At 52.0% G+C, this 24,926-nt stretch carries 28 protein-coding genes and 1 tRNA gene; 7 read left to right on the top strand and 22 right to left on the bottom strand.

All coding sequences use genetic code 11. From position 1 onward, the window contains the following. Positions 1-286 precede the first annotated feature (286 nt). The 4 genes from EKM99_RS03240 to EKM99_RS03230 form a co-directional block, all read right to left on the bottom strand. Positions 287-895, bottom strand: coding sequence for a sugar O-acetyltransferase (locus EKM99_RS03240; protein WP_125580899.1), 609 nt, complete (start codon positions 893-895; stop codon positions 287-289). Between the two features lie 747 nt (positions 896-1,642). Beyond that, positions 1,643-1,783 (bottom strand): hypothetical protein, encoded by a 141-nt coding sequence (locus tag EKM99_RS15740; protein WP_164511500.1) that lies wholly within the window; start codon positions 1,781-1,783, stop codon positions 1,643-1,645. Between the two features lie 42 nt (positions 1,784-1,825). Further along, positions 1,826-2,296 (bottom strand): VOC family protein, encoded by a 471-nt coding sequence (locus EKM99_RS03235; RefSeq protein ID WP_125580897.1) that lies wholly within the window; start codon positions 2,294-2,296, stop codon positions 1,826-1,828. A gap of 117 nt (positions 2,297-2,413) precedes the next feature. Continuing rightward, positions 2,414-3,403 carry a ribonuclease H family protein gene (locus EKM99_RS03230; RefSeq protein WP_125580895.1) on the bottom strand — a complete coding sequence of 330 codons (990 nt, stop codon included), beginning with the start codon at positions 3,401-3,403 and terminating at the stop codon, positions 2,414-2,416. A 275-nt stretch (positions 3,404-3,678) separates the two neighbouring features. Here EKM99_RS03230 and EKM99_RS03225 point away from each other — a divergent pair, with 275 nt between their 5' ends. Beyond that, on the top strand, positions 3,679-4,152 hold the full coding sequence (locus EKM99_RS03225; protein ID WP_125580893.1) for a hypothetical protein: 474 nt from the start codon (positions 3,679-3,681) through the stop codon (positions 4,150-4,152). Between the two features lie 50 nt (positions 4,153-4,202). Here the strand turns inward: EKM99_RS03225 and EKM99_RS03220 are convergent, their stop codons facing one another. From EKM99_RS03220 to EKM99_RS03210, 3 genes are all read right to left on the bottom strand, one after another. Then, entirely contained in the window at positions 4,203-4,895 is a 693-nt protein-coding gene (locus EKM99_RS03220; protein ID WP_125580891.1) for a MucBP domain-containing protein, read from the bottom strand. Positions 4,896-5,014: 119 nt separating this feature from the next. After that, complete coding sequence (codA, locus tag EKM99_RS03215) at positions 5,015-6,250, bottom strand: cytosine deaminase (RefSeq protein WP_125580889.1); 1,236 nt, start codon at positions 6,248-6,250, stop codon at positions 5,015-5,017. A 24-nt stretch (positions 6,251-6,274) separates the two neighbouring features. Beyond that, positions 6,275-6,571, bottom strand: a complete 297-nt coding sequence (locus tag EKM99_RS03210; RefSeq protein WP_125580887.1) for a hypothetical protein — start codon at positions 6,569-6,571, stop codon at positions 6,275-6,277. A gap of 117 nt (positions 6,572-6,688) precedes the next feature. On the opposite strand from EKM99_RS03210, the gene thiD reads away from it, so the two are divergent. Beyond that, positions 6,689-7,504 (top strand): bifunctional hydroxymethylpyrimidine kinase/phosphomethylpyrimidine kinase, encoded by an 816-nt coding sequence (gene thiD, locus EKM99_RS03205; protein ID WP_125580885.1) that lies wholly within the window; start codon positions 6,689-6,691, stop codon positions 7,502-7,504. A gap of 986 nt (positions 7,505-8,490) precedes the next feature. On the opposite strand, the gene EKM99_RS03200 is transcribed toward thiD, so the two are convergent. Together EKM99_RS03200 and EKM99_RS03195 are read right to left on the bottom strand one after the other, a co-directional pair. Further along, on the bottom strand, positions 8,491-8,670 hold the full coding sequence (locus EKM99_RS03200) for a hypothetical protein (RefSeq protein WP_125580883.1): 180 nt from the start codon (positions 8,668-8,670) through the stop codon (positions 8,491-8,493). Beyond that, positions 8,663-9,358, bottom strand: coding sequence for an NAD(P)H-dependent oxidoreductase (locus EKM99_RS03195; protein WP_125580881.1), 696 nt, complete (start codon positions 9,356-9,358; stop codon positions 8,663-8,665). The genes EKM99_RS03200 and EKM99_RS03195 overlap by 8 nt, the downstream gene beginning before the upstream one ends. Positions 9,359-9,537: 179 nt before the next feature. On the opposite strand from EKM99_RS03195, the gene EKM99_RS03190 reads away from it, so the two are divergent. Together EKM99_RS03190 and EKM99_RS03185 are read left to right on the top strand one after the other, a co-directional pair. Further along, positions 9,538-10,299 carry an SDR family NAD(P)-dependent oxidoreductase gene (locus EKM99_RS03190; protein ID WP_125580879.1) on the top strand — a complete coding sequence of 254 codons (762 nt, stop codon included), beginning with the start codon at positions 9,538-9,540 and terminating at the stop codon, positions 10,297-10,299. Positions 10,300-10,433: 134 nt separating this feature from the next. Next, the gene (locus EKM99_RS03185) at positions 10,434-10,892 is read left to right on the top strand and encodes a hypothetical protein (protein ID WP_125580877.1); all 459 of its coding nucleotides are present in this window, start codon (positions 10,434-10,436) and stop codon (positions 10,890-10,892) included. A 389-nt stretch (positions 10,893-11,281) separates the two neighbouring features. Here EKM99_RS03185 and EKM99_RS15735 read toward each other — a convergent pair whose 3' ends face one another. Continuing rightward, positions 11,282-11,431 (bottom strand): hypothetical protein, encoded by a 150-nt coding sequence (locus tag EKM99_RS15735; protein ID WP_164511499.1) that lies wholly within the window; start codon positions 11,429-11,431, stop codon positions 11,282-11,284. Between the two features lie 108 nt (positions 11,432-11,539). Continuing rightward, positions 11,540-11,872: a hypothetical protein gene (locus EKM99_RS03180; RefSeq protein WP_125580874.1), complete on the bottom strand. Its 333-nt coding sequence runs from the start codon at positions 11,870-11,872 to the stop codon at positions 11,540-11,542. 128 nt (positions 11,873-12,000) lie between these two features. Between EKM99_RS03180 and EKM99_RS03175 the strand changes: the two genes are divergently transcribed. Next, positions 12,001-12,074 (top strand) — tRNA-Arg (locus EKM99_RS03175). Between the two features lie 70 nt (positions 12,075-12,144). On the opposite strand, the gene EKM99_RS03170 is transcribed toward EKM99_RS03175, so the two are convergent. The 5 genes from EKM99_RS03170 to mutY form a co-directional block, all read right to left on the bottom strand. Next, positions 12,145-12,387, bottom strand: coding sequence for a cytochrome b5 domain-containing protein (locus EKM99_RS03170; protein ID WP_125580871.1), 243 nt, complete (start codon positions 12,385-12,387; stop codon positions 12,145-12,147). Positions 12,388-12,556: 169 nt separating this feature from the next. Next, entirely contained in the window at positions 12,557-12,760 is a 204-nt protein-coding gene (locus EKM99_RS03165; protein WP_024746588.1) for a cold-shock protein, read from the bottom strand. A 187-nt stretch (positions 12,761-12,947) separates the two neighbouring features. After that, complete coding sequence (locus tag EKM99_RS03160; protein ID WP_125580869.1) at positions 12,948-13,562, bottom strand: alpha/beta hydrolase; 615 nt, start codon at positions 13,560-13,562, stop codon at positions 12,948-12,950. A 12-nt stretch (positions 13,563-13,574) separates the two neighbouring features. Further along, positions 13,575-13,895: a hypothetical protein gene (locus EKM99_RS03155; protein WP_125580867.1), complete on the bottom strand. Its 321-nt coding sequence runs from the start codon at positions 13,893-13,895 to the stop codon at positions 13,575-13,577. A gap of 80 nt (positions 13,896-13,975) precedes the next feature. After that, positions 13,976-15,115 carry an A/G-specific adenine glycosylase gene (gene mutY / locus EKM99_RS03150; RefSeq protein ID WP_125580865.1) on the bottom strand — a complete coding sequence of 380 codons (1,140 nt, stop codon included), beginning with the start codon at positions 15,113-15,115 and terminating at the stop codon, positions 13,976-13,978. A 612-nt stretch (positions 15,116-15,727) separates the two neighbouring features. Between mutY and EKM99_RS03145 the strand changes: the two genes are divergently transcribed. Then, positions 15,728-17,380: a peptide ABC transporter substrate-binding protein gene (locus tag EKM99_RS03145; protein ID WP_225419763.1), complete on the top strand. Its 1,653-nt coding sequence runs from the start codon at positions 15,728-15,730 to the stop codon at positions 17,378-17,380. A gap of 57 nt (positions 17,381-17,437) precedes the next feature. On the opposite strand, the gene EKM99_RS03140 is transcribed toward EKM99_RS03145, so the two are convergent. Together EKM99_RS03140 and EKM99_RS03135 are read right to left on the bottom strand one after the other, a co-directional pair. Next, entirely contained in the window at positions 17,438-17,746 is a 309-nt protein-coding gene (locus EKM99_RS03140; RefSeq protein WP_125580863.1) for a DUF7671 family protein, read from the bottom strand. Continuing rightward, positions 17,743-18,783, bottom strand: coding sequence for a lipoyl protein ligase domain-containing protein (locus EKM99_RS03135; RefSeq protein WP_125580860.1), 1,041 nt, complete (start codon positions 18,781-18,783; stop codon positions 17,743-17,745). The genes EKM99_RS03140 and EKM99_RS03135 overlap by 4 nt, the downstream gene beginning before the upstream one ends. A 1,216-nt stretch (positions 18,784-19,999) precedes the next feature. Here EKM99_RS03135 and EKM99_RS03130 point away from each other — a divergent pair. After that, complete coding sequence (locus tag EKM99_RS03130) at positions 20,000-20,383, top strand: glycine cleavage system protein H (RefSeq protein WP_125580858.1); 384 nt, start codon at positions 20,000-20,002, stop codon at positions 20,381-20,383. A gap of 132 nt (positions 20,384-20,515) precedes the next feature. On the opposite strand, the gene EKM99_RS03125 is transcribed toward EKM99_RS03130, so the two are convergent. The 4 genes from EKM99_RS03125 to EKM99_RS03110 form a co-directional block, all read right to left on the bottom strand. Next, positions 20,516-21,499: an aldo/keto reductase gene (locus EKM99_RS03125; RefSeq protein WP_125580856.1), complete on the bottom strand. Its 984-nt coding sequence runs from the start codon at positions 21,497-21,499 to the stop codon at positions 20,516-20,518. A 99-nt stretch (positions 21,500-21,598) separates the two neighbouring features. Continuing rightward, positions 21,599-22,636 (bottom strand): nicotinate-nucleotide--dimethylbenzimidazole phosphoribosyltransferase, encoded by a 1,038-nt coding sequence (gene cobT / locus EKM99_RS03120; RefSeq protein ID WP_125580855.1) that lies wholly within the window; start codon positions 22,634-22,636, stop codon positions 21,599-21,601. 161 nt (positions 22,637-22,797) lie between these two features. Next, positions 22,798-23,634, bottom strand: coding sequence for a carboxylating nicotinate-nucleotide diphosphorylase (nadC, locus tag EKM99_RS03115; protein WP_125580853.1), 837 nt, complete (start codon positions 23,632-23,634; stop codon positions 22,798-22,800). Next, entirely contained in the window at positions 23,618-24,817 is a 1,200-nt protein-coding gene (locus EKM99_RS03110) for an MFS transporter (RefSeq protein WP_125580851.1), read from the bottom strand. Before EKM99_RS03110 ends, nadC begins: the two co-directional genes overlap by 17 nt. Positions 24,818-24,926: the final 109 nt, after the last annotated feature.

The raw sequence follows: 24,926 nt of genomic DNA, 5'->3' as shown, positions 1-24,926 counted from the left end.
TGCAAGCCGAGGCTTCCAGCGGATGGTGCTCCAATAAGATTGTACGAAAAAAGCGCGGTTCCAGGGTCGTTATCCGAGCTACCTGTACAGCGCGCTACCGTTGAATACAAATTGCCTTCGAAAATCTTGTTAAAACGATATCCAAAGTCTATTATACGCGGTCGAGTTAATTAGTAAAATCTTGCTGGATGATAAGTTTTTTCTGCCGGAAATAAACCGGTTACATGCCACGTCACGTTAGGAATCTAAGAATTTGATTAGAATTTAGGATTTCCTGAAAACGAGACTACTTTTTCAGCTTAGCGGGCCATTCTTGCAAAGCCCGCGCATTCCCAGTTTCACCGTTATCAATTTCCTTGATGATCCGTGCCGGGTTCCCCGCAATCACCACGTCATCGCCAAAGGACTTGGTCACCACGGACCCCGCCCCAACGACGACATTGTTGCCCAACGTGACTCCGGGAAGAATCGTGACCCGGCCGCCCAACCAGGCGTTATCGCCAATGGTAATCGGCGCCCCCATTTCAACGTCGTGGGTCCGGGCCATGGCGTTCAACGGGTGCACGGGGGTGTAGAGGCCGATGTTCGGGCCGAAGTAACAGTTCCGTCCAATCGTGATTGGACAGGTGTCCAGGAACGTCATGTCGTAGTTGCCGTAAAAGTGGTCACCGATGTGGATGTTCCAGCCGTAGTCAAACGTGAAGCTGGCCTCGACGAAGAAATCATCCCCGGTGTCACTGATCAGTTGCTTGTACGCCGCGTTGCGTTCTTGGTTGTCGGGCAGTTGGTTCGCCGCCTGCAAGGTCTTCCGCGCCAGGACGCGTCGGTCGATCAGTTCCTTGTCAAATTGTTCGTAGGGTTGTCCCGCCGTCATTTTTTGCCGTTCAGTTGCCATAGTATCAAATCACTCCTCTTCCCCCATGATAACACTCTGCCTCTTTGGGCGTCGGGTTCGGTTCGGAACGTTAGGTCAAAAGCAGAGCTGGACCGTTCCGCCTGCGGCTGGCAGGGACTTCCGTCCTCTGGGGACCGGGGCAAGCCATAGGGCGGTCTTGCCCCTCGCTTGTAGCCGCCAAGACCAGGCGTCTACAAGGCGTCCCGTGCTCTAGGGCCGAGCACCCCACTCGGTCCAAGACCACCGACACAGGACTCAGTCCCTGCCAGCCTCCGGCTCCACATGTTGTGTGCTACTTTTGACACTGGTTTGGCCCATAGAGGCAGGGTGTTGTGGGTCCGTTCTCTGTGGGTGCTCGAACTTTAGGGTGGTGATGAGCTTAGCTGATGGTTATGGTGGTGGTCGCTAGTTTGCTGGCGGTCAACGTTAATCAGGTGGACAGGAAAAAGGCCGCAAAGGAATAATTCACTCTGCGACCTTCGTTAACAATCATATCCAATTAAAAACCAACTCGTCACACCAAGCCAGCGACCAACACAGAATAACCGCGCAACGGGCTAAACCAGTGTCAGCCGCAGGGATGGTGAAAACTGGGCCCGCGACTCCTCCGCCAGCAGAAAATGAGGCGCTAGTCTGAGCGACCAGAGGCGGGTCAAGGTGACCAGCTGTGTCGATGGCTTTAACTGAGTGTTTTCCTCAGCTTAGGCCATGGGACGACCTTGGAAACTCACGGGTTTCAGTGAGGTTTCAAGTCGAGGTGGAAGCCCGCTCCTCAGGCTGGAACCGGCCCCACAGCAGGGCACCTTGAACCCGCCGCCGGGAACGGGCAGTCTCGCCAACGTCATTGACAACCGTCCGCCCACAGCGTTCCGGCCCAGTTTTCACCATCCCGGAGGCGCGGACAACGACCAGTTTACCCGAGCGCGAAGGTTATTCTGCAGGTTCGGTGGCTGCTGGTGTGGCGGGCATGGCTTGCGCGCAGAGGATCCAAGTGATCCCATAAGCATCCACAATCTGCCCCATCTTACCGCCCAAAGCCTGCTTGGCAAACGGACTGATCACCTTAACGTCGGACTTCACCAAGCGCTGGTACAACGCATCCAACGCCTTAACGCTGGTACTATCGTCTTCATCGACCGCCAACATCAGTGAAATCAACGTGGACGACGTGGGTTGCCCCATCAACGCGTCGGCACATTGAATGTCCAAGCCCATGATTTTAAAGCCGCCGTGCATGGTCATTTTATCCAAATCGACCGCTGGATCTAAGCCGAATCGCTCCGCCTCGGCCACCGTTGGACTAACTCTGGTGGCGTTGGTTGCGCCAAATACGCTCTGATAATACGCGATGGCGTCTTTGGCATTCTCAAACTCCAAGTATGGAATTAATTTTGCTTGCATCGTCGGTACCCCATTCAATACTAAATTTTTTGTGAGTTCAGGCTAGTCCCTGAATTCTCGGGTCCTAGTTCCCCCAATTAGATAACCCGCACAATCTTTCTAGGTTTCATTATACCCTTAATCATCTTCAAACGGTAGGTGACGAAGACTTTCGGCGATGTCCGCCACGGATTGTTCCGCCGTCTGGTGTTTCTGAGCGGACGTTGTTGGCCGCTTCGTAGCAGGCTTGATCACTGGTTGGGACTTTACCGCTGGCTGGGCCGTCACTGCAGTCTTCGTGGTTCTTGCAATTTTCGTTGCTGGTTGCGCCTGCGCTGTTGGTTGCGTCTTCGTCGTTGCTTTAGTTGTCGTTGCCTTCGTGGCCGGTTGTGTGCGGTGGGTCGTGGTTGCGCCCTTCCCTGCACGACTCATTCCGTCCATGGTTTCATTTAACAAATGGTCGACGAACACGTTGCCTTGATTGGTCGCGTGACCCTTGGTCCATTGATAGTCTAGCTGGTTAAATTGCGGCAACAGGCGATCAACGTCCTGCCAGAGCTCCGCATTGACTAAGGGACCGGCACTGCGTTTCCACCCGCGTCGTTTCCAGCCTGCGAGCCATCCCTTGTTGACGGCATTTAGCACGTACTGTGAATCCAGCACAAACAGAATGCTTTCGTGGTTTTGCCCCAGATCAACTAGTTTCTGCAGCGCGTTGCGAAAGGCCATGATCTCCATCCGATTATTGGTCGCACCAAATTCACCGGCGGAACCCGTCTCGATGGTGTCCGGCAACTCGATGCGGTAGGCCCAAGCCGCCTTGTCAGCGTCTCTCACGTGGCCGCCAGCGACGTTGCCCGTATTTCTGGAACCACCATCGGTATAGACCGTAATCGTGGCTGAGACGGTCGCTGAGGGCCGTTTAGCTGTGGCTGCTTTGCTGGCAGTCGCGTGCCGCTTGCTGGCCTTAGCCGACCCACTTTGCATAAAGGTCTCCGCCTCCGCAGCCGTCGCAAAACTCTTATATTCAGCGCCGGAAAAGCCGCTAACTTGCTTTTGTGTTTCCGGCCACGTGCGGTAGATGCCCGGCTTCTTGCCCTTGCGCACCGCGTAGTATTTTTGTGCCAAATGAATCCCCACTTTCGAACTAATCTTAGCTAGTTTACCATACTTTTTTCAGTCACTTGTCAATTCTGATATTACCAAATTTATGGACCCGTCACCATTTGCCGGCCCGCTACGGAAGTCATTTCTGCAAAAAAATTAATAATCCGGAAAATATGGCGGATTTAAAGCGTAAATTGTTTTCATAACTTTTAGATTATGCTAACCTAGAGAGTGTGAAATAATGACCGGAGAACGACCATTTTTACTACGCATTACCAATTTTGAGGGGGTTTTTCATGAAGAATCCGATCCGTGCGACCATCATAACCGTCGACCAAGCTCGAGCCATGCTGAAGGACCAGCGTGAACAACGTGATGAGCGTTTTCCGCAGTTAGCAGTCTCCGGTCAGTACATCTTACCAGACTATCGGCTAACCCGTAAGCGAGAAGCCTTTAAGATTCGGCGCCACACATTTTTGAAGAAGCATTTCCGCTCCTACGTGGCGTTCGATTCCGACAACGGCCAGACCTTATGGATTCACAATTTTCCGAGTCTATCTGAAGCTTGCTTTTGGCTGAACACCGGCTTGAAGCCTAACGATACCGACTCCACAAGTTCTTACCAGGAATGGAAGAACGAACACACTGATGAGATTGAGGCCTTGAAGGAACAACTTCGGGCCCAACACCACGAAAAGAAAAAGCCCGTGGCGGCTGCCAAACCGGCGACCGTGACGACTGTCAAAAAGGCGAAACACGTCAAGAAATAGCTTTAAAAACCACCTAATTCTTAAGCGAATTAGGTGGTTTTTCTTTGCAATCATTTGTACTTATACGACTGATACTTCCCGGTATGTGAGACTTTAACCGTTTCGGTGTGGTATTTGCCGCGCTTATTCTTCCAGGACTGTTTCAAGACGATGTCCCCTTGAACACTCAGCTGCACCTGAAATTTTTCTTGATCCTTTTGCCACACGTATTTACCCCCAAAATTATAAGTGCGTTTCGCCTGATGATTGGCGGCCGTGATAAAAATCACCTGATAGGCTTTCCTGTAAAAATTACGCCTTTCAATACTGGTATAGGCCTCATTACGATAGTTCTCCGCCATAATCAGAAATTGATGATCTGCCGTCCAACATAGCTCCGTATCAACAGCATCCCCATGATGGTCATAATCTTCGCCATCCTGCGTCTGATAATCATAATAGACTTTAATCGTCTTTTCCGAAAAGGTTCCGGTTACGTTAGCAGACTGGCGGCGCAACACCCAGCCGAAGCCGCCATCCAGCAAGTCCTCTGGTTGCGTTTGATACGCAGTGCCAACTGCACCATACAAAGTATCTTTTGACTCGACACTAAGATGCTTGGGCCGTTTATCTGTGTCGTAATAACGGTAGTAAACGACCACCTTCCCCTGCGTACTTGCCGCCTGTGAATTGACCTGCGACTCCGCAAGCAATCCCAAGAAAGCACTTAGACCAACAATCAGCATTGCCAATCGTTTTCTCATATGAACCCCGCCCGTCTCTGTTTTAGTCTAATTTTACCATTCACTGACCAGACAAAATAGGCCCTCAACACTAAAAAAGCAGTGCTGAGGGCCCATTGCATTAATTTATTTATGTTGCCTTACAGGTCCAAATGAACCTGCTTCGGATCCGTCTTCACCACAATCTTACCGTGATGAATGGAGTACAACACTTCGGAACGTTGGTTCAGCGCGTTGTAGAAGTTGTCGTTGTTCATGATGACCAGGTTAGCTGGCTTGCCGACTTCGATCCCGTAATGGTCGGTGACGTGCATGGCCTTGGCCCCGTGGGTCGTGACAAATTGGTACGAGTTCATGATGTCGTCGTAACCCATCATTTGCGTGACGTGAATACCCATGTGGAGGGAATCCAGCATGTTGCCGTCGCCCATTGGGTACCAAGGATCCTTGATATCATCTTCACCAAACGCCACGTTGACGCCGGCTTCGTTCAATTCCTTCACCCGGGTCAAACCACGCCGCTTCGGGTAGGTGTCAAAGCGCCCGCCCAAGTGGGTGTTGATCAAGGGATTGGAAATCATGTTGATGTGTGACATTTGTAAGAGACGCATTAATTTATAAGCATAAGCGTTGTTGTACGAGCCCATGGCCGTGGTGTGGCTGGCCGTGACTTGATCGCCCAAGCCAGTTTCCAGTGCCAATGTCGCCAAAGTTTCTAGCCCGCGGGATGCCGGGTCGTCGATCTCGTCACAGTGGGCGTCGACCAATTTGCCGTACTTCTGCGCGAGTTCCACGGCAAAGTGGAGGGACTCGACGCTGTATTCCCGGGTGAATTCGAAATGGGGAATGGCCCCGATCACGTCAACGCCCAGCTTAGCGGATTGTTCCATCAATTCCTTACCGTGGGGGAAGGATAAAATTCCCTCTTGCGGGAAGGCAACCAATTGGAGCTCGATGAAGTCCTTGACCTCGTCACGAACCTCAATCAGGGCCTTCAACGCGGTCAGACTAGGGTCGGTCACATCCACGTGGGAGCGAACGAACTGAATCCCGTTTGCGGCTTGACGTTCCAGTGCTTGCCGGGAACGGGTCTTCACGTCTTCGATGCTCAACGTTTTCTTCCGTTCGGACCAGATCCGAATCCCATCAAAGAGCGTTCCGGACTGGTTCCATTCGGGGTCACCCGCCGTCATGGTACTATCCAAATGGACGTGAGGATCAACGAATGGTGGCAAAACCAATTTACCTTTTGCATCAATCACCTGTTCGTTATCTTTTGGTTCTAAATGATCTGCGATGGCGGTAAATTGACCGTCCTCGATGCGAATATCCTGTGGCTGCTTTGCATTTTCAATGTGCCCTTGTTGAATTAACATGCGCGTTAACCTGCCTCCTAGTCATTAGTAAAAGCCCGGAATGGTTAAGCCCAGCGCTAGCAACGACCCGTCTGTGACGATGCCCGCAATGACGACAATAATTGCCACGGTTGCGGGTACCAACGCCCAGCGCGGTCCCCGGCGTGCCGAGTGAACCAACCCATATAAGCTTATCACAGTTAACGTCAATCCGAGCGCTAAAGTCAGTGGTTCATTGGGAATTAGCAAATAAAGCTGATCAAATGCCCCCGCAATCGCGACCCAGCTGGCCAATGCGCCACCAATACTCCATTCTAAAACTGCTTTCGCCCCTGTTGTCATGTTCCCCAACCCCTTTTTTCATGTTACCAAACTATCCGTAACGTTTGATGGTAATTTCCCCGTGTTCTATGCTATGCTAAATTCAATCAATTTTGCAAATGGAGGTCTGATGATATCATGTTAAATTCATTTCCACAAGCCTTAACGATTGCTGGTTCCGACAGCGATGGTAGCGCCGGCATGCAAGCCGACCTGCACACCTTCTTCGCCCGCAACGTCTACGGGGCGTCCGTCATTACCGCCTGTGTGGCCGGTAATTCTTACGGCATCCATGCTAGCGTGCCGATGCCCACGAATTTTATCGACCAAGAATTCGCCGACCTGGCTGACGACTACCACATTCGGGCCGCTAAGACTGGAATGCTGGCCGACTCCGAGCTGATCGAAGACGTGGTCAAGAACTATCAAGCCGCCGACTTCGGTCCCCTGGTGGTCGATCCGGTCATCATGACCAAGCACGGCAACCAGCTGCTGGAGGAGAGCGCCTTTAACACCCTGCGGACGAAATTAATTCCGTTGGCAACCGTCTTGACGCCCAACTTTTACGAAGTCCAAAAGATTGCTGAAATGACCATTACCAGTGATGACGACATGGTCGCTGCAGCCAAGAAGATGCAGGCCATGGGCGCCAAAAACGTGGTGGCTAAGGGCAGTCACGCCGAGACCAACCAACAGAATGTCCGTGATTACGTTCTGCTAGAATCCGGCGAAAGTTTCTGGCTCAGCGAACCGTATCACCAAACGGACCGGGTCAACGGCACCGGTGATTCCCTCTCCGCCTGCATCACGGCGGAACTGGCCAAGGGCACACCGATGAAGACTGCGATTGAGATTGCCAAGCAATTTGTGAACACCGCGATTGGCAGTCCGATCGAAGTGGGCCACAAGTTCGGGCCAATCAATCATTGGGCCGCCCAGCAACGCGAATACTAACCTTGTTTTGTGCCTAGCCGACGATTTTGTTGGCTGGGCATTTTTCTTTTTACGTGTTGTCAGCGCCTCCGGGCTGGTGAAAATGAGACCGGATCGCTGTGGGCGGCCGTCCAGAGCCTGAGGGGCGGTCTCCGGACTTACTTTGAGCCGCTAAGGAACGCGTCTCAAAGATACCAATTGCCTAAGCGGCGTGCCGCCACTAAGGCAATTCCCACGGCTTGGCTCATTTTCACCAGCCCTGCGGCTAACACTTGCTTAGCCCCACCCACGCAACTAGTCTGTCTTTTCCATCACTGTCATGGGCAGGCCACCAAATAAGTTGGTTTAACTGTCTAATACTATCACTATTGTCAGGTAAACTAAGATGTCGCCCACACACACTTTAAAATCCAAAAACGACTGGCGGTGCGGCCGTTGCCGCGTAACCGGAGGTGGTCAGGTGCGAAGGCTATGGCTTCAAGATTGCCATTTGGCTATCATTACAATATTTTCAATAGATAAAAGGCAAAAGACAAGAACCAGATAGGTGGTATTGGTTTGATCCATGTAAGTGGAGCTGGAGGCTGGTGGGTCGCGAGACCTGCGTCGGCGTCGTTGGCTGAGGTTCTTTCTCAGCCTACAACGCGGATGTCTTTGAGACTTGTGTCCTTCAAGTCTCAAAGACAAGCTTCAAGACCGCTCCTCAGGCTTGAAGCGTTCCCCACAGGCGCTGCGACCCAACCAGCCGCAGGATAGAGTAATCATTCCAGTATAGAAACCAACAACGACTGGTGGTGCGGCTGTTGCCGCGTAACCGGAGGTGGTCAGGTGCGAAAGCTGTGTCGGCGTCGTTGGCTGAGGTTCTTGCTCAGCCTACAACGCGGGATGTCTTTGAGACTTGTGGTTTTCAAGTCTCAAAGACAAGCTTCAAGACCGTTCCTCAGGCTTGAAGCGTTCCCCACAGCCTGAAGTACCTGAACCACCGCAGGTGAAGCAAGAAACACCGTCTACCACCGGTCGGGGCGCCAGGTGCGGCCGTCGACTTCGCCGCTCAGCTGGTCATGCCGTCGCGCCTGCTCACCCACCAACGCCTCCAGCGCCAGCCAAAATGCCCGGTCAGTGAACTTCCCCTGTTCCTCCGCCAATTTCTCAATCTGCGTCTGCAGCCATTGCGTTTGCTCAGTCATCTTCTTGCTCCTTAATCAACGACAAGGTGTCAACCAACGCGTCGATATCATCTTTTTGTTGCGCGAACTCGGCCTCAATCAGCCGGCCCGTCGCCTGTTGTTCTGGCGGTAACTGCTGGATCATGGCGGGTAAACGTTTGGTAAACCAGTCCTGCCGTTCGCTCAAACTGTCCGGCTGCTTCTGGGTCAGATAACGTTGGTAATCCACCACCAGCTGCAGTTTCTCCGATTCCTCCAGGTAATCAAACTGATGGATCGCAAAAATGGGTAACCAGGTCATTTTCGCCCGGTCTGCCAGGGCTGCCAAGGGGGCCATGGCGGCGTCCAGTGTGATCTGTTCGGCCCCACCCCGTTGAAAGGCCTTGCCCGGCATGCCGGTGGTGACGACAATGCCGAGTTCCTTGCCGGCCAACGGATAGCGGTGGTCACCGTAGACAAACGTCCGGGTTAAGACCGTGTCCTCCCACGCCTTCAGGCCAGCCGGAGCGGCATACCAGTACAACGGAAATTGTAAAATGATCCGGTCAGCGTGCCGGAGTTGGTCCTGTTCCTTAGCCACATCTAGTGTAGACTGTCCTTCAATGTGTTCCCAAATAATCGTCTCATCAGCCGGCAAACTCGCTTTCAAAAATTGTTGACTGGTTGAATCTGCCAGGTGCGGATGGGAGACTAAAACAAGCGTCGTCATGGCGTCAGCTCCTTTTCTGTTTTCTCTAGAACCACTGTATCACAAAATGGCCAATCGACCGAAACCAACGCCCGGTTTGTTTGACGACTTGCTGATGAAAGCGTTTACAAAGGCTGAGAAATCCTGTATAATTGCTCGCTGATATTGGAATCAACATAACTTAAGGAGGAACACGACTTATGGCAATTCAGTGGGATGTTCAGGGAAAAAGCGTCATCATTACTGGCGGTGCAGGCGGGATTGGCTTGGGAATGGCAACGGCATTCGTCAAGGCCGGCGCACAAGTCTTAATCGTCGACATCAAGGAAGACCATTTACAAGCAGCGGCTAAGAATCTTGCGCAATTCGGCACAATTGAAGTGCTGCAGGCTGATATTTCTGATTACGAAAATGATAAAAAGATTATTGACACGGCCATCGCAACGTTTGGCAAACTCGATGTCTTGATCAACAACGCGCATGCTTCCCGGCAGAAGCCATTTGACCAGTTGACCGACGATGACTTTGCCCTGTCGTTCAACACCAGTTTTACCCCCACGCGGCATCTGATGGAACTGGCCCACGAACCACTGAAGGCCACGAAGGGTTGTGTGATCAATTTTGGCTCTGGAGCGGGAATTCGTGGCCAACAGACACAAGCCGCCTACGCCGCTGCCAAAGAAGCCATCCGGGGACTAACTCGGGTTGTTGCTCACGAATGGGCAGCCGACGGGATTCGCTTGAACATCATTTCTCCAATTGCTGAAACGGAAGGCGTGAAACAGTGGCACCAGGCCGCACCTGAACAGTATGACAACCTGGTCAACAGCATTCCCCTTCACCGCCTGGGCGACCCCGAACAAGACATCGGTTCCGTCGCCCTCTTCCTGGCCAGCAGTGCCAGCGCCTACATGACCGGCCAAACCTTGATGGTTGATGGTGGCGATATTCAGATGTACTAACTTTAATTTAAAATAGTATTCAAAAATGGATGGGCATATTCAAACTGCCCATCCATTTTTTATAGGTTACCAGTCGACAATACTGTTAAAGCTATGTAAGTCTGATATGCTGGTCATAAAGGGAGGTAACAATTATGGCAATTTGTGGTATTGATGGCGAAAAGATTCCGATGATGGATACCAAGCGTAAACTCAAATCCGGCGAAGCTATCTGTAGCAATCACTGGAAGACCGCTGGATTCACACTCACTGACCGGCCAAAGGATTATACGTTGAATGATGTCGAGGCACGGCTCAATGCACTTGTCAAAGAATTGGATGGTGGTAATGAATTATCCAAATCCGATAGTAAGGCATTAGGCTACTTGGCTTCTAAACATCTGTCAAAACTGTCTCCCGATGCTTTAGACGCCGCAAAACACATTTCCGCAGACCTGGCTGGAAACGGCCTAATTAAAGCTGGCATGACCCTTTCAATGACAAACGCCGCTGACCAAGTCAAAGTAAGCTACCTAAGCGCGCTGGTCGAGCAGAATTGGATTATCATGCAACAAAATCAAGAAATTATTGACCTTATGAAAAAAGACAAATAGAAAAGACACACGTTTCCGCATAGAAGACAAAAAATTCGGCGTGTCAGCCAAGTATGAACTCTAATTCTCCCACCGCTTTGATTGTCACAATACTGGCAACGTTCATCTACATTAATTGGCCGCGTCTATGTAGGCGTGAGTGAGCCAAATTTAGGCTCAGCCGTGGGATTTTCCATGTGGGCTACTTGGAAAATGGCGACTTTGAAACGCGGTTCGTGCGGTTCAAAGCGAGCTGGCAGACCGCTTCTCAGGCTGCCGGCGTCCTGCCCACAGCGTTCCAGCCTAAATTTGGCGAACGGTAAGCCGGCTGATTTAGACAACGTTACCGCTACTTTTGTGTTCAATCCAAAAGAAAAACGCCCAGCCGCAGTACTAGGCGTTACCACAGATTAACTTAGTCGACGATTTGAATCGTCATGGAACTTGTCGTGAGTTGCCAGATGCTTGCTCTTCTTCCGAAACGCACTCCGGTTATTCAGGTAGAGCTGGCTCACTCCGGCGATTAAAATAATCATGATAATTATGGCTACTGCATGCATAGCAATTCCCCCCGTCAACATTAGGTTACAAATATATTATCCTAATGTTACAGGAATATTGCAAGCCATCCACGCTAGAAATTAGAAATTCTTGATAATTTTAGTAGATTACTTACTTTCTGACTTACTGGTTGAGGTGCTAGACGCTTTTTTCTCAGATGCTTTCTTAGCAGATTCCTTCTTTGCTGACTCTTTCTTTTCCTGATGTTTCTTCTGAACCTTCCGCACTTGATCAGAAATTTGGGTCGACGGATTGACCGTCTTTTTCCCGGATAGGTTGGAAACAGGATAGGCAATGAAAAGAACGACGGCAGAGATAATTACGTAGCGAATATTTTTCTTGCGGTCGCCGAGGGCTTGCGTAATCTGAAAGAAATAATAAATCAATAAAATAGCAGCAAAAAAAACAACGACCTCGGCAGCGATATGAATGACACCCAAGGGAAAACCCTCCTTCTGTGATTTAGCCTAACTTTACTGGAACGGTGGGGTTCTGTCAACTCACCGCGCAGAACAGTGATTGACACGGCCGAGTTGCTTCTCTATAATTAAGAAGTTATTGGGATTTTGTCGCAATAGCTCAGCTGGATAGAGCAACGGTCTTCTAAACCGTAGGTCGAGGGTTCGAATCTCTCTTGCGACATCGGAAATTTATTTGGATGATAAAAAGGCAATCGGAAAATTTTTCCGGTTGCCTTTTTGCATACGATCACTTAATCTGCAAACTTCCCAACAACGGGTAAGTTCTTCAAAACTTTCCGGCCATGAGGTGACTTACCATCGATCACACTGGTCAGTTCTTGGCCGGCCAGGTTGCCGTGGTGCTTGCCACCGGCCCAGGCTTCAACGCCAGACACATCGTACACGACACCGGCAACCGCCACGTAGGCTGGTTGACCATTTTGACCGTCAAACTTAGCCAATTCTGCTTGATTGAAAACTTTTTCTTCACTCACACAAATCACCGCCTAATATATTTATCCTCATGGTAAACTCACTTGACCAACTTTACAAGTATTTCGTTTGTCAGGTGATAAGTCTACCTTAAGGTTTAAATTTGCGCGCAAAAAAACCACTAACCGAAGTCAGTGGTTTTTTACTAAGCACGATTTAGGCTAATGTAAATTAGTCAACTACCGTAACGTTAGCAGCTTGTGGGCCACGGTCGCCTTGTTCTACATCAAGGGATACGTGTTGGCCTTCTTCAAGAGTCTTGAAGCCTTCGCTGTTGATAGCGGAGAAGTGAACGAAAACGTCTGAGCCGTTTTCCAAAGTGATGAAGCCGTAACCTTTATCAGCGTTGAACCATTTAACAGTACCTTGTTCCATAAGAATGAAACCTCCATGCGCATAGCGCAATAATATTTGCATTTGAAAGCTGGGGTAAAAAGGAGCCATTCCTATAAGAACGTCGAGCCTTTACTTCCGAACCATAAATACATTATCCATAGGATACCAGGAATTCCGGAGAATAGCAAATGCAAAGTGCCGAAATCGCGAATCTTTTTAGCGACCCCTATAAAGCGTTCACTGTTAACCAGGTTTGGGCCGCAAGCACCTCTTGCGGCGTCAGCTGGTGAGTTCCGGCCGTTATTTCTAACGTCGTTTGCGTCCCAATCGCATCAAAATTTGCTAAAACTTTTTTTACGGTCGCTACCGTCACCAGCGGATCATGTTGCCCCGCTGACAGCCAAACTTGATAGCCCGGTCGTTCCACAGGATTTGCCACTGGTAATAACAATGGGTGGAAGAGGAGCGCCGCTTGCCCCGGAATTTGCCCCGTCTGGACGCCATACGCCGCCATGGCCGCGCCATTTGAGTAACCGACCACCACCAGCCGTTGCACGTCCCAGCGGTGCTCCTGACAGACCTGTTGCACCTGCGCTCCCAGCCAACCCGCTTCTTCAGCGATTTGTGCCGGGCTGACCGGTCCCGCCGCCGTTTGCGAATAGTACTGGCGTTGCGCGCCCACGCCCTGCCGCCCGCCAATGGTAATCAGCGGGCTCTGCGGGGACAATCGGCGCCCAAAGTTCAGCATCTCCAGGTTCGTGCCACCAGTCCCCTGTAAGAGGAGCAAGGGCGCCGCCGTGTTGGCGCCAGGCATCGTTTCAATCAAAGGCATTTCAGCCATCGGCAACCACTCCTAACGGTGAACGATGATCTCAATCTGACCCTTTTGGGGCGCAAAATTTAAGCCATAACAGTTTTCCGACAAAATCTTGCCGTACTCGCTCAAGACATCCACCGGCAACGGCGTATGGGTCCGCAGCTTCTCGATCAGTTCGTCCGCTGTATCCATATCTGCCAGCGTGACAAACAACAACGCATTATTGATCAAGTCATGTAACAAATCCGTCAGTAACCCGTTCGGCTTGCCAACTTTGTCAGTGACCACAACCTGGTTGCTCTCCACTTCCTGGTGATTCACCGAAATATGCTTCAACACGTCAAAAATCGTTTGCAAGACCACTCACTCCTTCTTCGCTAATTGTCCTCGTCAAGATTAGTTACTCTGATGATACTGCAATTGACGGCAAACCGAAACTAATTCTTGGGAAATACCCGCGGATGACCCTGATTTTGAAATCTGGTCATGATTTTTTCCTGCACCTTGGGCAACGGCAAAGCGGTGATTTCAGCTGCCGGCACCCATTTACCGGGATAAAATTCTAGCGACAGCACGGTCTCCAGCTCGGCCAGCAACAATTTCACCTGCCACCGTTGATGGGTGTAGGTGTGGCTGACGGGTTGGCCGCTCACTTCTTGCAGGTGAATTGGCAGTTGATAATCCGTGGCAAATTGCTGCTCGATAGCCACTATATCCGTGGCCAGTGACGGTTCGGTGGCCGCTTCCTTTTCCCTGAGGTCCGCTTGAATCAGCAGTGGAAACGTCCAATAGCCCGTCAACATCTGGTTAGCATCCCGTTGAACCATCAAATAGCCCGCTGACGAATGCACGATCAGCCCGTAGTACGGCATCAATTTTGGCCGCGGCGCCTTAGTCTTCACGGGAAAATCATCCACTTTATTCGCCCGAAACGACGCATCGAACGCCTTAACCGGCGAGTGGGCCGGGTCGGAATTCTTGGCCGACATGTAGCTGGAGCCCAGGTCCATGATTGCCTGGTTAAATGCTCCCGGCCGCTGCGGATCCACGATGGGCTGAATGATTTTTTCAAATATCTGCCGCGTCTGGGGCTTTGCAATGTCGTCTTCAATCAGCAGCAACCGCGAGAAAACGCGGAATGCATTGCCGTCGACTGCCGGTACCGCCTCACCAAAAGCAATACTAGCGATGGCCCCCGCCGTATAGGGGCCAATGCCCACTAAGTCAGTGAGTTCAGCTGCCGTCTGCGGCCACTTGCCTTGATAATCCGTCACCAACTGTTGTGCCGCTCGCTGCAGGTTCCGCGCCCGCGAATAGTAGCCGAGTCCCTGCCAGGCCTTCAACAACGTTGCCTGCTCAGCGTTTGCTAAGGCCGTCACCGTCGGAAAGACCTGCATAAAATTTTCGTAATACGGAATTACTGTGTTGACCTGTGTCTGTTGGAGCATAATTTCACTGACCCAGACGTGATAGGGGTCGTGGTCCCTGCGCCAGGGTAAATCCCGTCCTTCTTGATCATACCAAGCCAACAACGTCCGGCGAAAATCGCGGATGGTGGCTGCGGACCATTCTTCCATGCCCTACCTCCTTAAGAATTCGGGGCAGTGCTTTTCCACCTGCGGCTGACGAACACGCTCTACTGTGGGGCCCACCCGAAGCCAAAGGGCGGTCTTCGGGTTCGCCTTGGAGCCTCGCCTAGTTCGCGAGTCTTCAAGGTCGGCCCGTGCTGTAAGCTGGTTCCCAGCTAACACCACCGACACAGTGGTGCGTATTCGTCAGTCTCCGGTTCCAAAGCCCTGTCCCCGAATTCTCCTTTTCGTTTTTTCTTGTCTTCACTTTTGTCATACTAGTTTTGACGTTTTTTCTATTCTACCACGCCTGCTTTTGCCCGTCTTGTTGGGGTGCCTTGTCAATATTTGCCAATGCATTTAACCACTAGACCCCGGTGCGCCTTGCCCTTAATTTCTGGCAATTCGCTGAACCCATCCCTAAACCACCAACTTATTTGGCCACATCACCACGTAGCGCTTGACGGAGCCCCGCCACTCCCCTATCATCAGGGAGATAGCTGTGTTTGTTTACTAACTATCCTATTCTCTGCGCAGCGCTTGGTTAGGTGTGAAACCACCACTTAGCCATCCCCCCAGTATTTTTACAGATTAACGACATTACATAACGGAGTGGTTAACTTGAAACATTGGCGACTTATTCCTCTATTAATTCTCTGCGTCGGCTTGGCCGGTTGCAGCATGTCCCAGGAGACCGAATCGCCCAGCGACAGCCAGGGCGTCATGACCAAGAAACAGGTGCTGACGCTGGCCACCGGGCAACCTTTGACGACCCTGGATACCGACAAACTGCCCCAATTTGGACGACTGAACAATACCATTGAAGGTCTCTACTCAACTACCGGCACCGGGCAAACCGAGTTGGCGCTGGCTAAAAAAGTGAAAGTCAACGCCGCCAAAACCACCTATACCTTTACCCTTTGGAAGGATTCCTACTGGAGTAACGGCGACGTGATTACGGCACAGAATTTCGTTTTTGCTTGGCAACGTGCGCTCTCGCCCCAGGCCAAGGCACCGAACGCCGACCTGTTTATTGGCATTAAAAACGCTCGTCAAATTTTAAAAGGCAAGTTACCCGCCACCAGTTTGGGGGTCAGTGCGCCCAGCAAATTTAAACTCGTGGTCCACCTTGATCACCCAATGGCGGAACTGCCGCAGCGACTGACGTTCCCCCTCTTTGGCCCGCAGAACGAACGGATTGCGGCTAAATTTGGTAAGCTTTACGCAACGAAACCGCAGTACCAGGTCTACGCGGGGCCCTTCATGGTTGCGGCCAAGGGCAACACCAAGCACCACTGGCACATGATTCCGAACCCCCACTACTGGGATCGCAAGCACGTGTACCTGCAGCGGATCAACGTCGACGTTTACCATAGTGACGCCCAGATGTGGCGCGACTATCGCAAGGGCACGCTGGATGAGGTCCGGCTGTTAGGCAAGGGCAATATCAAATATTTTGAAAAGCAAGCCGCCTACACCGCGCGGCCGTACTCCAAAATGGTCCTGCTGAACTACCGGCAAACGGGCACGAACAAGCAGATTAATCGGTTGTTGGCGCAACGTGACACACGCTTGGCGATTTCCCACGCAATCAATCGGAAAAAGCTCGGCCAAACATCCTATGGCAACACCTCCCTGCCGGCGCAGGGAATCGTGCCAGCTGGTCTCAGCCGCGGGCAGAAGGGCACCGCAGACTTTGCGGCGTCACAACCCCAACAACAGACGCTGACCTACAACACCAAGTTGGCAAAAAGGCTGTGGCACCGGGCGTTAAAGCAGGCCAAGCTAAAGCACATCACGCTATCGTTGAGCTACTTGGACGCACCCTACAGTTATAAAATTGCGCATACGCTGAAGCAACAGCTGACCGCAACCCTCCCCGGCCTGACTATTCGCTTGAAACCCCGGCAATGGTCCGTCGATGAGATTCCGGGTCCGGTCAACGCCGATCTATCGCTGACAACGCAACACGCGCAGTACGCCGATCCGCTTTCCATGCTGGCCCTCTTCACCAGTTCCAGCATGAGCAATACCGGCAAATGGTCCAGTCCCACCTACGATCGACTGGTGGAACAGGCCAGCAATGCGCCGTCATTTAACAGTACGCGCTGGAATACCCTGTTGCAGGCCGAGGGCGTCTTGATGAAAGATCAAGGCATTACCCCACTCTTCCAACCCGCCAGTACGTATTTGGTCAATCCCAAGCTCAACGGGGTGCAGTACAACACCGTGGGCACGCAATCGAATTTTAAGGGCGCTTATTTTGTGAAATAGGTGCTGAACTAAAAAAGATCTGAATCGGCAGCCACCGGTTCAGGTCTTTTACTTTGCTTACAGCTTTTCATTCGCCAGTTGTACCAATTCATCACTCACAAATTCACTGGTCAACCGTTGCATGGGCGTATAGTCGTGGCGTTCCTTGTAGTTCACCGGATATGCCGCCACGACAGCGACCTTGAGGTGATTTTCGGTCAGAAAAATCTGGCCAACCCCCTTGTACTTGCCCTTGCTGTGACGACCCGTGCGCCAGGAATGGAGTTTGAAATCACCATCCGGCTCCCGTTTGATTTCGTAAGTCCCGGACGCGTTCGCTTGCACCGGCACCCCGACGTACTGGTTCACGTCGTACTTGGCTTTCATTTGGCAGCCCCCTCACTGAGCAGTTGGATGAGCGGTGCGACGGCATCCGTTCCCAACACTGCCGTCACGGTCGGTTGCGTTAACACGGCTTGAATAGCGTCCGCGGTCGCTGCAATCCCCGTGAGCTGTTCTGAAATGGCATGTAGTTCCGCCGGCGTCCCAATGGCGCCGAACAGCATGGCGTTCCGCAATTTACCGGCGTGTTGAGTAAAGTTCACGTGTAGGGTACCCTGCGCCACCGTTAGCTTTTGATAGCCGCGAAAGCCCGGGTTGGCGCCATAGTTCCAGGCATCGGTATCGTACTTTTCCGCGAGCCGTTGGTCAATAATGGCCCAGTCCTGGTCACTCAGGTGATACGTTTCAATTTGGTCTAACTGGTCGACCGCAAAAATGTGGCAGAGCAAGGCGTTCTTAAACGCTTGGATATCCAGGTCGCGGTATTCGGGCGCCAGGTATTGGCGGAGATTGGTAATGGCGACCCGGTTGGAGTCCACGCCACGGTGCGGCCGGTCGCTGGCAGGCAACAGTGAGGCGTGCGCGGCATCGACGTTCAGGTCGTACATGATGGTCCCACCAGCCGCATAGCCGTCTCCATTTTTAAACATGGTCATTCCGGAAAATTTCTTGCCGGCGACCGTCAAGGCACTCTTGTTGCTGATGCCCAGGTCGGCCACGCCCATTGCCTTCAGTGCCCGCAAAACGGGTTCGGCAAAGACCGTGTAGTCGCCGAATTTCGACCCATCTTGGGGATCGCCATTGATGATGTGCTCAAAAATCAAGTTGCGTTCGTCATGGTAAACGGCCCCGCCACCAGACGTTCGCCGCACCAGTTGCACGTGATTCTGTTCAAGGTAATGGAAATCCACCTCAGCACCCACGGTTTGGTTGATGCCGACGATGACGGCCGGTTGGTTGACGTACATCATCAGGCCGTGGCCGGGTAATTTTAAATCGTTGACTAAGTAGTTGTCGATGGATTGGTTGACGATGGCATCGGTCACGACTTGGCCGTTGCGGTTGGTATCAATTAAGTACATTCTCTCCTACTCCCTTCGCTCTTCCAGTGTGCAGTCGTGGTGGGTGGTCATGGTTTCCGTCTGCGGCTGACAGGCACGTAACCTGCTATGGGGACCGCCTTCAGCCAAAGTACGGGCTTTCGGCTCGACTTTAAGCCGCGAAAGACCCGCGTCTCAAAGTTCGTCCCGTGGTGTAAGGCCGAGCAAAAACACTCGGTCTAACACCACCGACACAGCTGGTTACGTGCCTGTCCTCCTCCGACTCCAACCATGACCACCCACCACTGCACTAACACTGTCCTTCGCCCAGATTATCACTTACTGGTAACTTTCTGGTCTCCGTGAATGTTAGTATTCGCTTCTTCTCGTTAGGTCGAATCCGCCTTGTGGTTTTGACCCCGGCAGTCTAGGTGCGCTTCACCCTGTGGGACCCGTCTAAAGCCTGGGAACCGGTCTTTAGACTCGGTTTTGAGGCTTACAAAGTCCGTAAGTCTCAAAACACGGTCCGTGCTGTAAAGCTGGAAAATCACCAGCTTAACACCACTTTCACAGGGTTCGGCACCTAACTGCCTCCGGTTCCGTCAGAACCACAAGGCTACATTGACCACAGCAATGACGACTTTTCTTGCAGTGTTCAGTTTGTTACTGTTATTGAATGTACCTGTTGTTTATCTTAAAATATCATCCAATTAGGTTGAAAGCTAAAGCATCGGCTTCACCCCTACATAGATGAATTATAACATTCGGAAACTGGCAATCCTTTCTAAACCTGCTGAATTACCGTTCACCAAATTTAGGCTGGAACGCTGTGGCCAATAACATGGATAGACGTTATTGGCCACCGGTAATCGCCTCAATGTCATGTTGAAGAACAATCGTAACCGGAGGAGGACAGAGATGCAGGCAGCTGTGTCGACGGTGTTGGCTGAGTGCCCTTCTCAGGTTACAGCGTGGGACGTGTTTGAAGACTGTCGATTTTGGACAGGCTTTAAACCGAGCCGGAGGACCGCCTCTCAGGCCGCAGGCGGTCCCCACAGCAGCCGGAATCTCTGGCAGCCGCAGGTGGCATTTTCACCTAATTTTGTAAGCATGTCGCTGCAATTCTTTGACACCTTATCCTACCTCAGTGAAATTATTTTCAGTGTAGCATGCACCTTCATCCTGAGCAAGTTATTGTCAGCGGTTACACGTGAAGGGTATACTAGAAGTTAGCAATGACATTAGGGAGGAATTTACGATGACTGAACACCCACAATCTTTTTGGCAACGATTGATTAACTGGTTCCGTGGCAACAAAGCCCCTGCCGCACCGCAACTGACCATCAAAGATGGCGTTTGGCTGGAACAACGTGACCAAGGTCACTACCGGATGGGCCTTTCCAGCGATGCACTTGAGCAAATCGGTGACATTAGTTTTGCCGACCTGCCCATTCTAGCTGACGACGTGCTTGCCGCTGGCGATGATATCCTGGAAGTTGAAAGCGATAAGGCCGTCGAGAATTTCAAGACGCCCTTTGCTGGGACCGTCGTTAAGGTCAACGAAAACTTGGTTGGAGATCCAGCCACCATTAATAAGAATAAACAAGCGGATAATTGGGTGCTAGATTTACAAGTCGCCTAATAATCGCCATTAAAAAGGTCGGCGCGCCACAGCTATTGTGGTGGTCCGACCTTTTGTTTTGCTCAGTTTTACAAACGTTCAGTCTGCATCGTCATGCCTCAGCAGACTTCCGCGTCCTTATTTAGCGAATGCCTACCACTTGTACTGAACCGGGTTCTTAATGTACTTGTTGTAAACGTCACGGACAATGGCCATTTGGTCCGCCGTGAAGGCTGGCAACTCCGCTGCGGCCACGTTGCGGGTAATTTGTTCTGGCTTGGAAGCCCCTGGAATCACCGTGCTAACGGCATCGGCCATCAGAATGTACCGCAAGGCCAATGGCGCGAGCGGCTGGTCTAAGCCTAACCGTTCGTGGAGCTCGTTAGCCGCCTTCACCCCAGTCTCATAATCCACGCCGGAGAACGTTTCGCCTTGATCAAACGCCTCACCGTGGCGGTTAAAGTTCCGGTGGTCGGCCTTACCAAACGTGGTATCGAGGGTGTATTTCCCGCTCAACAAGCCACTCGCTAACGGCACGCGGGCAATGATCCCAACGTTCTTGGCCTGGGCCATCTTGAAGAAGTTATCCGCTGGTCGTAAGCGGAACATGTTGTAAATAATTTCGACGGCGGAAATATCGTAGTCCAGGGCCTTCATGGCTTCCTCGACCCGTTCCACGGAGACACCGTAGTTCTTGATTTTTCCAGATTTTTTCAATTCGTCCAGCGCGAAGAAGACTTCTGGCTCATAGTAAACGGGGGTTGGTGGGCAGTGCAACAGCACGTTGTCGAGGGCGTCGACGTCTAAATTAGTCAGGCTCTCTTCAACAAATTTCGTAATATTGGCTTTCGTGTAGCCACTGGCCACGTGGGGGTCGAGCTTCCGGCCAACCTTGGTCGACACGAATACCTTGTCTTGCTTGCCCTTGATAAATTTGGCCAGCGCCCGTTCACTGTGACCGTCCTGGTAAATATCCGCGGTATCAAAGAAGTTGACACCGGCATCGTAGGCCGCAGCTAATGTATTCTGCGCGTCCTGTTCGTTGAAGGGATCGCCCCATTTAGAACCCAGTTGCCAAGTTCCAAGTGACACCTCACTCGCATTAAAATTAGTTTTACCAAATTTTCGATACTTCACCGTAATCTCACCTTTCTTGCGCCAATCTTGCTAGCGCTAACATCTTCATTTTGCCGGTTTCGTTGCGGAGCGTCAATACCTAGATTGTCCCGCCGTCCTTTAAGGTTGGTACCCAAAGTCCAAATCAGCCTGCGTGTTCATGCCGGTCAAAACCGCTTGGAGCACGTCAATCAGCGGCAACATCAGTAGGGCGCCCGTTCCCTCACCCGTGGCTAAATCCAAGTCCAACAGGGGCGTTAACCCGAGCCGCTGCATCGCAATCTGTGAGCCGGGTTCGCGGGATTGATGGGAGGCCAGTACGTGATGTCGAACGTCGGGCGCCAATAATTCCGCGAGAACGACCGCAGCAAGCGAGATGAAGCCATCAATAATCAGGGGAACTCCCGCCTGAGCGGCTGCCAGAATGGCGCCTACTTTGGCGGCAATCTCATACCCACCAACTTTATGTAAAATGTCTAGCGCGTCCGTGGCATCCGGTTGCCAGCGGTCCAATGCCGTGGTCACGACGTCTACCTTGTGGGCCCAACGCTGATCCGAAATGTTTGACCCCCGCCCCACCATCTGCTTTGGGGCCACCCGTAGCGCGCAAGCCAGGATTGCGGCGGCCGTGGTGGTGTTGCCAATGCCCAGCTCACCAATCAAAATGAGTTGGTTGCCCGCAGCGATGGCGTCCTGCGTCGTTGTCATCCCCACGTCGATGGCCGCCTGAGCTTCCGCGAGGGTCATCGCTGGCTCCTCGACCATGTTACGCGTACCGTGCCGAATCTTGCGGTGAATCAAGCGTGGATCGGTCAAATCGGCCGCAATGCCCACGTCGACAACTTGCAACTCACACCCCACCGCGGTTCCCATGGCACCGGCGGCCGTATGTCCGTTCAGTAAATTGATGGCTTGAATGGCCGTCACTTTGGCGGGAGTTGCGGACACCCCCTCCCGCACGACACCGTGATCAGCGGCAAAGATCAAACAACACCGCTTGGCTACTCGCAAATCTGTGGTGCCTTCGATGCCGGCCAAATCGACCGCTAACGTTTCCAACTTCCCCAAACCGTGAATCGGTTTCCCCAAACCATCTAACTTTGTTTGCATCGCCTGCCTGGCGTCTGCCGAGATTGGCGCTAATGTTATCACTTTCATTATTGACTACCCCTCTAAATCCAATTTAAGAATCTCATAAACTGGCGTCACCCTCTTAGCCTACGCTGCTCGTTTCTAAAAATCGACCACAAAAAATGTCAAGCGACGACATTCCCGTCACCTGACATTTTTTGGGTCAACCTGGAACCATGCTAAAAAGCTTACGAACCAGCGATTTCCAACGCCAAATCGAGCGCCGTCACACTGTGGGTAAGATACCCCAACGAGAGGTAGTCCACCCCCGTGTGGGCATAACCAGCCAATGTGACGAGCGTAATGCCGCCGGACGCCTCCACCTTGATACTAGTGGGAATCAATTGGCGCCAAGCACGGACTGTCGCGGGAGCTTGATTGTCGATCATGATCATATCCACTTGACTGGCCACGGCGGCGTGGAGTTGCGCTAAATTCTCCACTTCAACCTCAATTATTTTAGTGGGACCAATCTGCTGGCGTAGCGCCCGCACCGTCGCAGGCAAGTCCGTGATCAACGCCCAGTGGTTGTCCTTGAGCATCACGGCATCATCAAGTCCAAAGCGATGATTTTGGCCGCCACCCATGACGACCGCTGCCTTATCAAATTGCCGGAGTCCAGGCAGCGTTTTCCGGGTATCCAGAATGGCGATCCGCGGATCATTCAGCGTCTCGATGGCCGCGTGCGTGGCGGTCGCAATCCCGCTCATCCGTTGCATCAGATTCAACATGACCCGTTCACCCGCCAGCAACGTAACAATGTTAGTCGTCATCCGACCAACCACCGTTCCCGCCGTGACCCACTCGCCGTCGGCCACACAGCGTTCATACGTTGCCTGGGCCTCTAACGTTTGGTAGATCACGGGTGGCAGATCCTGCCCCGCCAAGATACCGGCTTGCTTCGCCATAATTTCGGCCGTCACGACCCGGTCCGGCAACGTTAAGGTACTAAGATCTCCACGACCAATGTCTTCGGCGAGAAAGCGTTCGATATCGGCTTGCAGGAACCTAGGAGTGTGCTTCATGGGTGGCACCTTCCTGCGGCTGATCAGCAACGTCTTGTATCCCCCACAGCAGGATCCCAATCCCACACAACAAGAGCGCAACGAAGATGCCAAAGATACCGGTTAAGGGCACCTTCATTTGCAACAAGAGGCCAACCAAATACGGTCCGATGGTCGCACCAATCCGGCCAATGGATTGCGCGGTGCCCATCCCCGTTCCCCGAATGGCTTGTGGAAATTGGCTGGGCGTCAACGCGATTAACGTGCCCCACGCCCCCAAATCAAAGAACGACAGCCAAGCCCCACTCACGAGGATGGCCAGGTTACTGCCAGCCAGGCTGAAGGCTAACGCACTGACAATCGTCCCGCTCAGATAAATCGTCAGGACAGATTTACGACTGATTTTGCCCATCAAGTAGGCGGCCAGGTAGTAGCCGGGCAACTGTGCCAGGCTCATCATTAGCGTGTAGCTAAAGCTATGCACGATGGCGAACCCGCGCATCACCAATAAACTCGGCAACCACAGGAACATACCGTAGTACGTGAGCATGACAATGAACCACAAGACGCCTAACAGTAAGGTCTTTCGCCGTAAGACCGGTGACCGCCACAGCGTCTTATACGATGACCGTGGCTGTGGTTTGACCGGCGTGTCTGGTAAATGACGCCGCAACAGTAACGTGTACAAAATGGTTCCGGCCGTGATTAACACGGTCATCCGCCAACCAATTAAGGGCATCACCCAAAAGGCCAGGACGGAAGCAACAATCCAACCGATGGCCCAAAAACTATCAGCGAGGACCAACATCTTCGACCGTTCCGTGCCGGCGTAACTATCAGCAACCAACGTAGCCGCGACTGGAAGTTCGCCACCCAGGCCGATTCCCGTTAGAAAACGCACCGCAATAAACGCCGTGACGTTGGGCGTCATGATCAGTAACAGATTGCCCACGGAAAAAATGACGAGCGTCAAGATCAACACCTGTTTGCGCCCGATCCGATCGGCTAAAGCCCCGCAGACCAGTGCGCCCAAAACCATTCCTAGCGAGGTTGCGGCCCCGACCAGTCCCAATTGTGCCGGCGCAAGCTGCCATTCCGTCTTGATCAACGGCATGATAAAGGACAACATCGCCACGTCCATGGCATCAAATAACCAGGCTGTTCCCACGATGGCCAACAGCCAATACTTCTTCAATAAGTGCATCCAATTCCCCCAAATATAATAAAAGTAATATTTACTTTTATTGCAATAAAAATAAAAGTTGACTCAGCTTTTATTCTCTTGTCATTCAAGATACTGGACTTTCCCGGCA

This window comes from Levilactobacillus cerevisiae (genome assembly GCF_003946245.1).
Taxonomy (GTDB): Bacteria; Bacillota; Bacilli; order Lactobacillales; family Lactobacillaceae; genus Levilactobacillus; species Levilactobacillus cerevisiae.
The sequence above is the reverse complement of the archived record's forward strand: the minus strand, read 5'-3'. Positions and strand labels throughout refer to the sequence as shown.

What these genes read in the sequence shown, in the direction of transcription:
- EKM99_RS15735 (WP_164511499.1), bottom strand. Translation starts at nt 11,431, where the DNA reads ATGCATGCAGTAGCCATAATTATCATGATTATTTTAATCGCCGGAGTG.
- mutY (WP_125580865.1), bottom strand. Translation starts at nt 15,115, where the DNA reads ATGGAAGAATGGTCCGCAGCCACCATCCGCGATTTTCGCCGGACGTTG.
- EKM99_RS03130 (WP_125580858.1), top strand. Translation starts at nt 20,000, where the DNA reads ATGACTGAACACCCACAATCTTTTTGGCAACGATTGATTAACTGGTTC.
- EKM99_RS03225 (WP_125580893.1), top strand. Translation starts at nt 3,679, where the DNA reads ATGAAGAATCCGATCCGTGCGACCATCATAACCGTCGACCAAGCTCGA.
- nadC (WP_125580853.1), bottom strand. Translation starts at nt 23,634, where the DNA reads ATGAAGCACACTCCTAGGTTCCTGCAAGCCGATATCGAACGCTTTCTC.
- EKM99_RS03190 (WP_125580879.1), top strand. Translation starts at nt 9,538, where the DNA reads ATGGCAATTCAGTGGGATGTTCAGGGAAAAAGCGTCATCATTACTGGC.
- EKM99_RS03135 (WP_125580860.1), bottom strand. Translation starts at nt 18,783, where the DNA reads ATGTACTTAATTGATACCAACCGCAACGGCCAAGTCGTGACCGATGCC.
- EKM99_RS03195 (WP_125580881.1), bottom strand. Translation starts at nt 9,358, where the DNA reads ATGACGACGCTTGTTTTAGTCTCCCATCCGCACCTGGCAGATTCAACC.
- cobT (WP_125580855.1), bottom strand. Translation starts at nt 22,636, where the DNA reads ATGAAAGTGATAACATTAGCGCCAATCTCGGCAGACGCCAGGCAGGCG.
- EKM99_RS15740 (WP_164511500.1), bottom strand. Translation starts at nt 1,783, where the DNA reads ATGGTGAAAACTGGGCCGGAACGCTGTGGGCGGACGGTTGTCAATGAC.
- EKM99_RS03140 (WP_125580863.1), bottom strand. Translation starts at nt 17,746, where the DNA reads ATGAAAGCCAAGTACGACGTGAACCAGTACGTCGGGGTGCCGGTGCAA.
- EKM99_RS03240 (WP_125580899.1), bottom strand. Translation starts at nt 895, where the DNA reads ATGGCAACTGAACGGCAAAAAATGACGGCGGGACAACCCTACGAACAA.
- EKM99_RS03210 (WP_125580887.1), bottom strand. Translation starts at nt 6,571, where the DNA reads ATGACAACAGGGGCGAAAGCAGTTTTAGAATGGAGTATTGGTGGCGCA.
- EKM99_RS03200 (WP_125580883.1), bottom strand. Translation starts at nt 8,670, where the DNA reads ATGACTGAGCAAACGCAATGGCTGCAGACGCAGATTGAGAAATTGGCG.
- thiD (WP_125580885.1), top strand. Translation starts at nt 6,689, where the DNA reads ATGTTAAATTCATTTCCACAAGCCTTAACGATTGCTGGTTCCGACAGC.
- EKM99_RS03165 (WP_024746588.1), bottom strand. Translation starts at nt 12,760, where the DNA reads ATGGAACAAGGTACTGTTAAATGGTTCAACGCTGATAAAGGTTACGGC.
- EKM99_RS03160 (WP_125580869.1), bottom strand. Translation starts at nt 13,562, where the DNA reads ATGGCTGAAATGCCTTTGATTGAAACGATGCCTGGCGCCAACACGGCG.
- EKM99_RS03185 (WP_125580877.1), top strand. Translation starts at nt 10,434, where the DNA reads ATGGCAATTTGTGGTATTGATGGCGAAAAGATTCCGATGATGGATACC.
- EKM99_RS03235 (WP_125580897.1), bottom strand. Translation starts at nt 2,296, where the DNA reads ATGCAAGCAAAATTAATTCCATACTTGGAGTTTGAGAATGCCAAAGAC.
- EKM99_RS03220 (WP_125580891.1), bottom strand. Translation starts at nt 4,895, where the DNA reads ATGAGAAAACGATTGGCAATGCTGATTGTTGGTCTAAGTGCTTTCTTG.
- EKM99_RS03110 (WP_125580851.1), bottom strand. Translation starts at nt 24,817, where the DNA reads ATGCACTTATTGAAGAAGTATTGGCTGTTGGCCATCGTGGGAACAGCC.
- codA (WP_125580889.1), bottom strand. Translation starts at nt 6,250, where the DNA reads ATGTTAATTCAACAAGGGCACATTGAAAATGCAAAGCAGCCACAGGAT.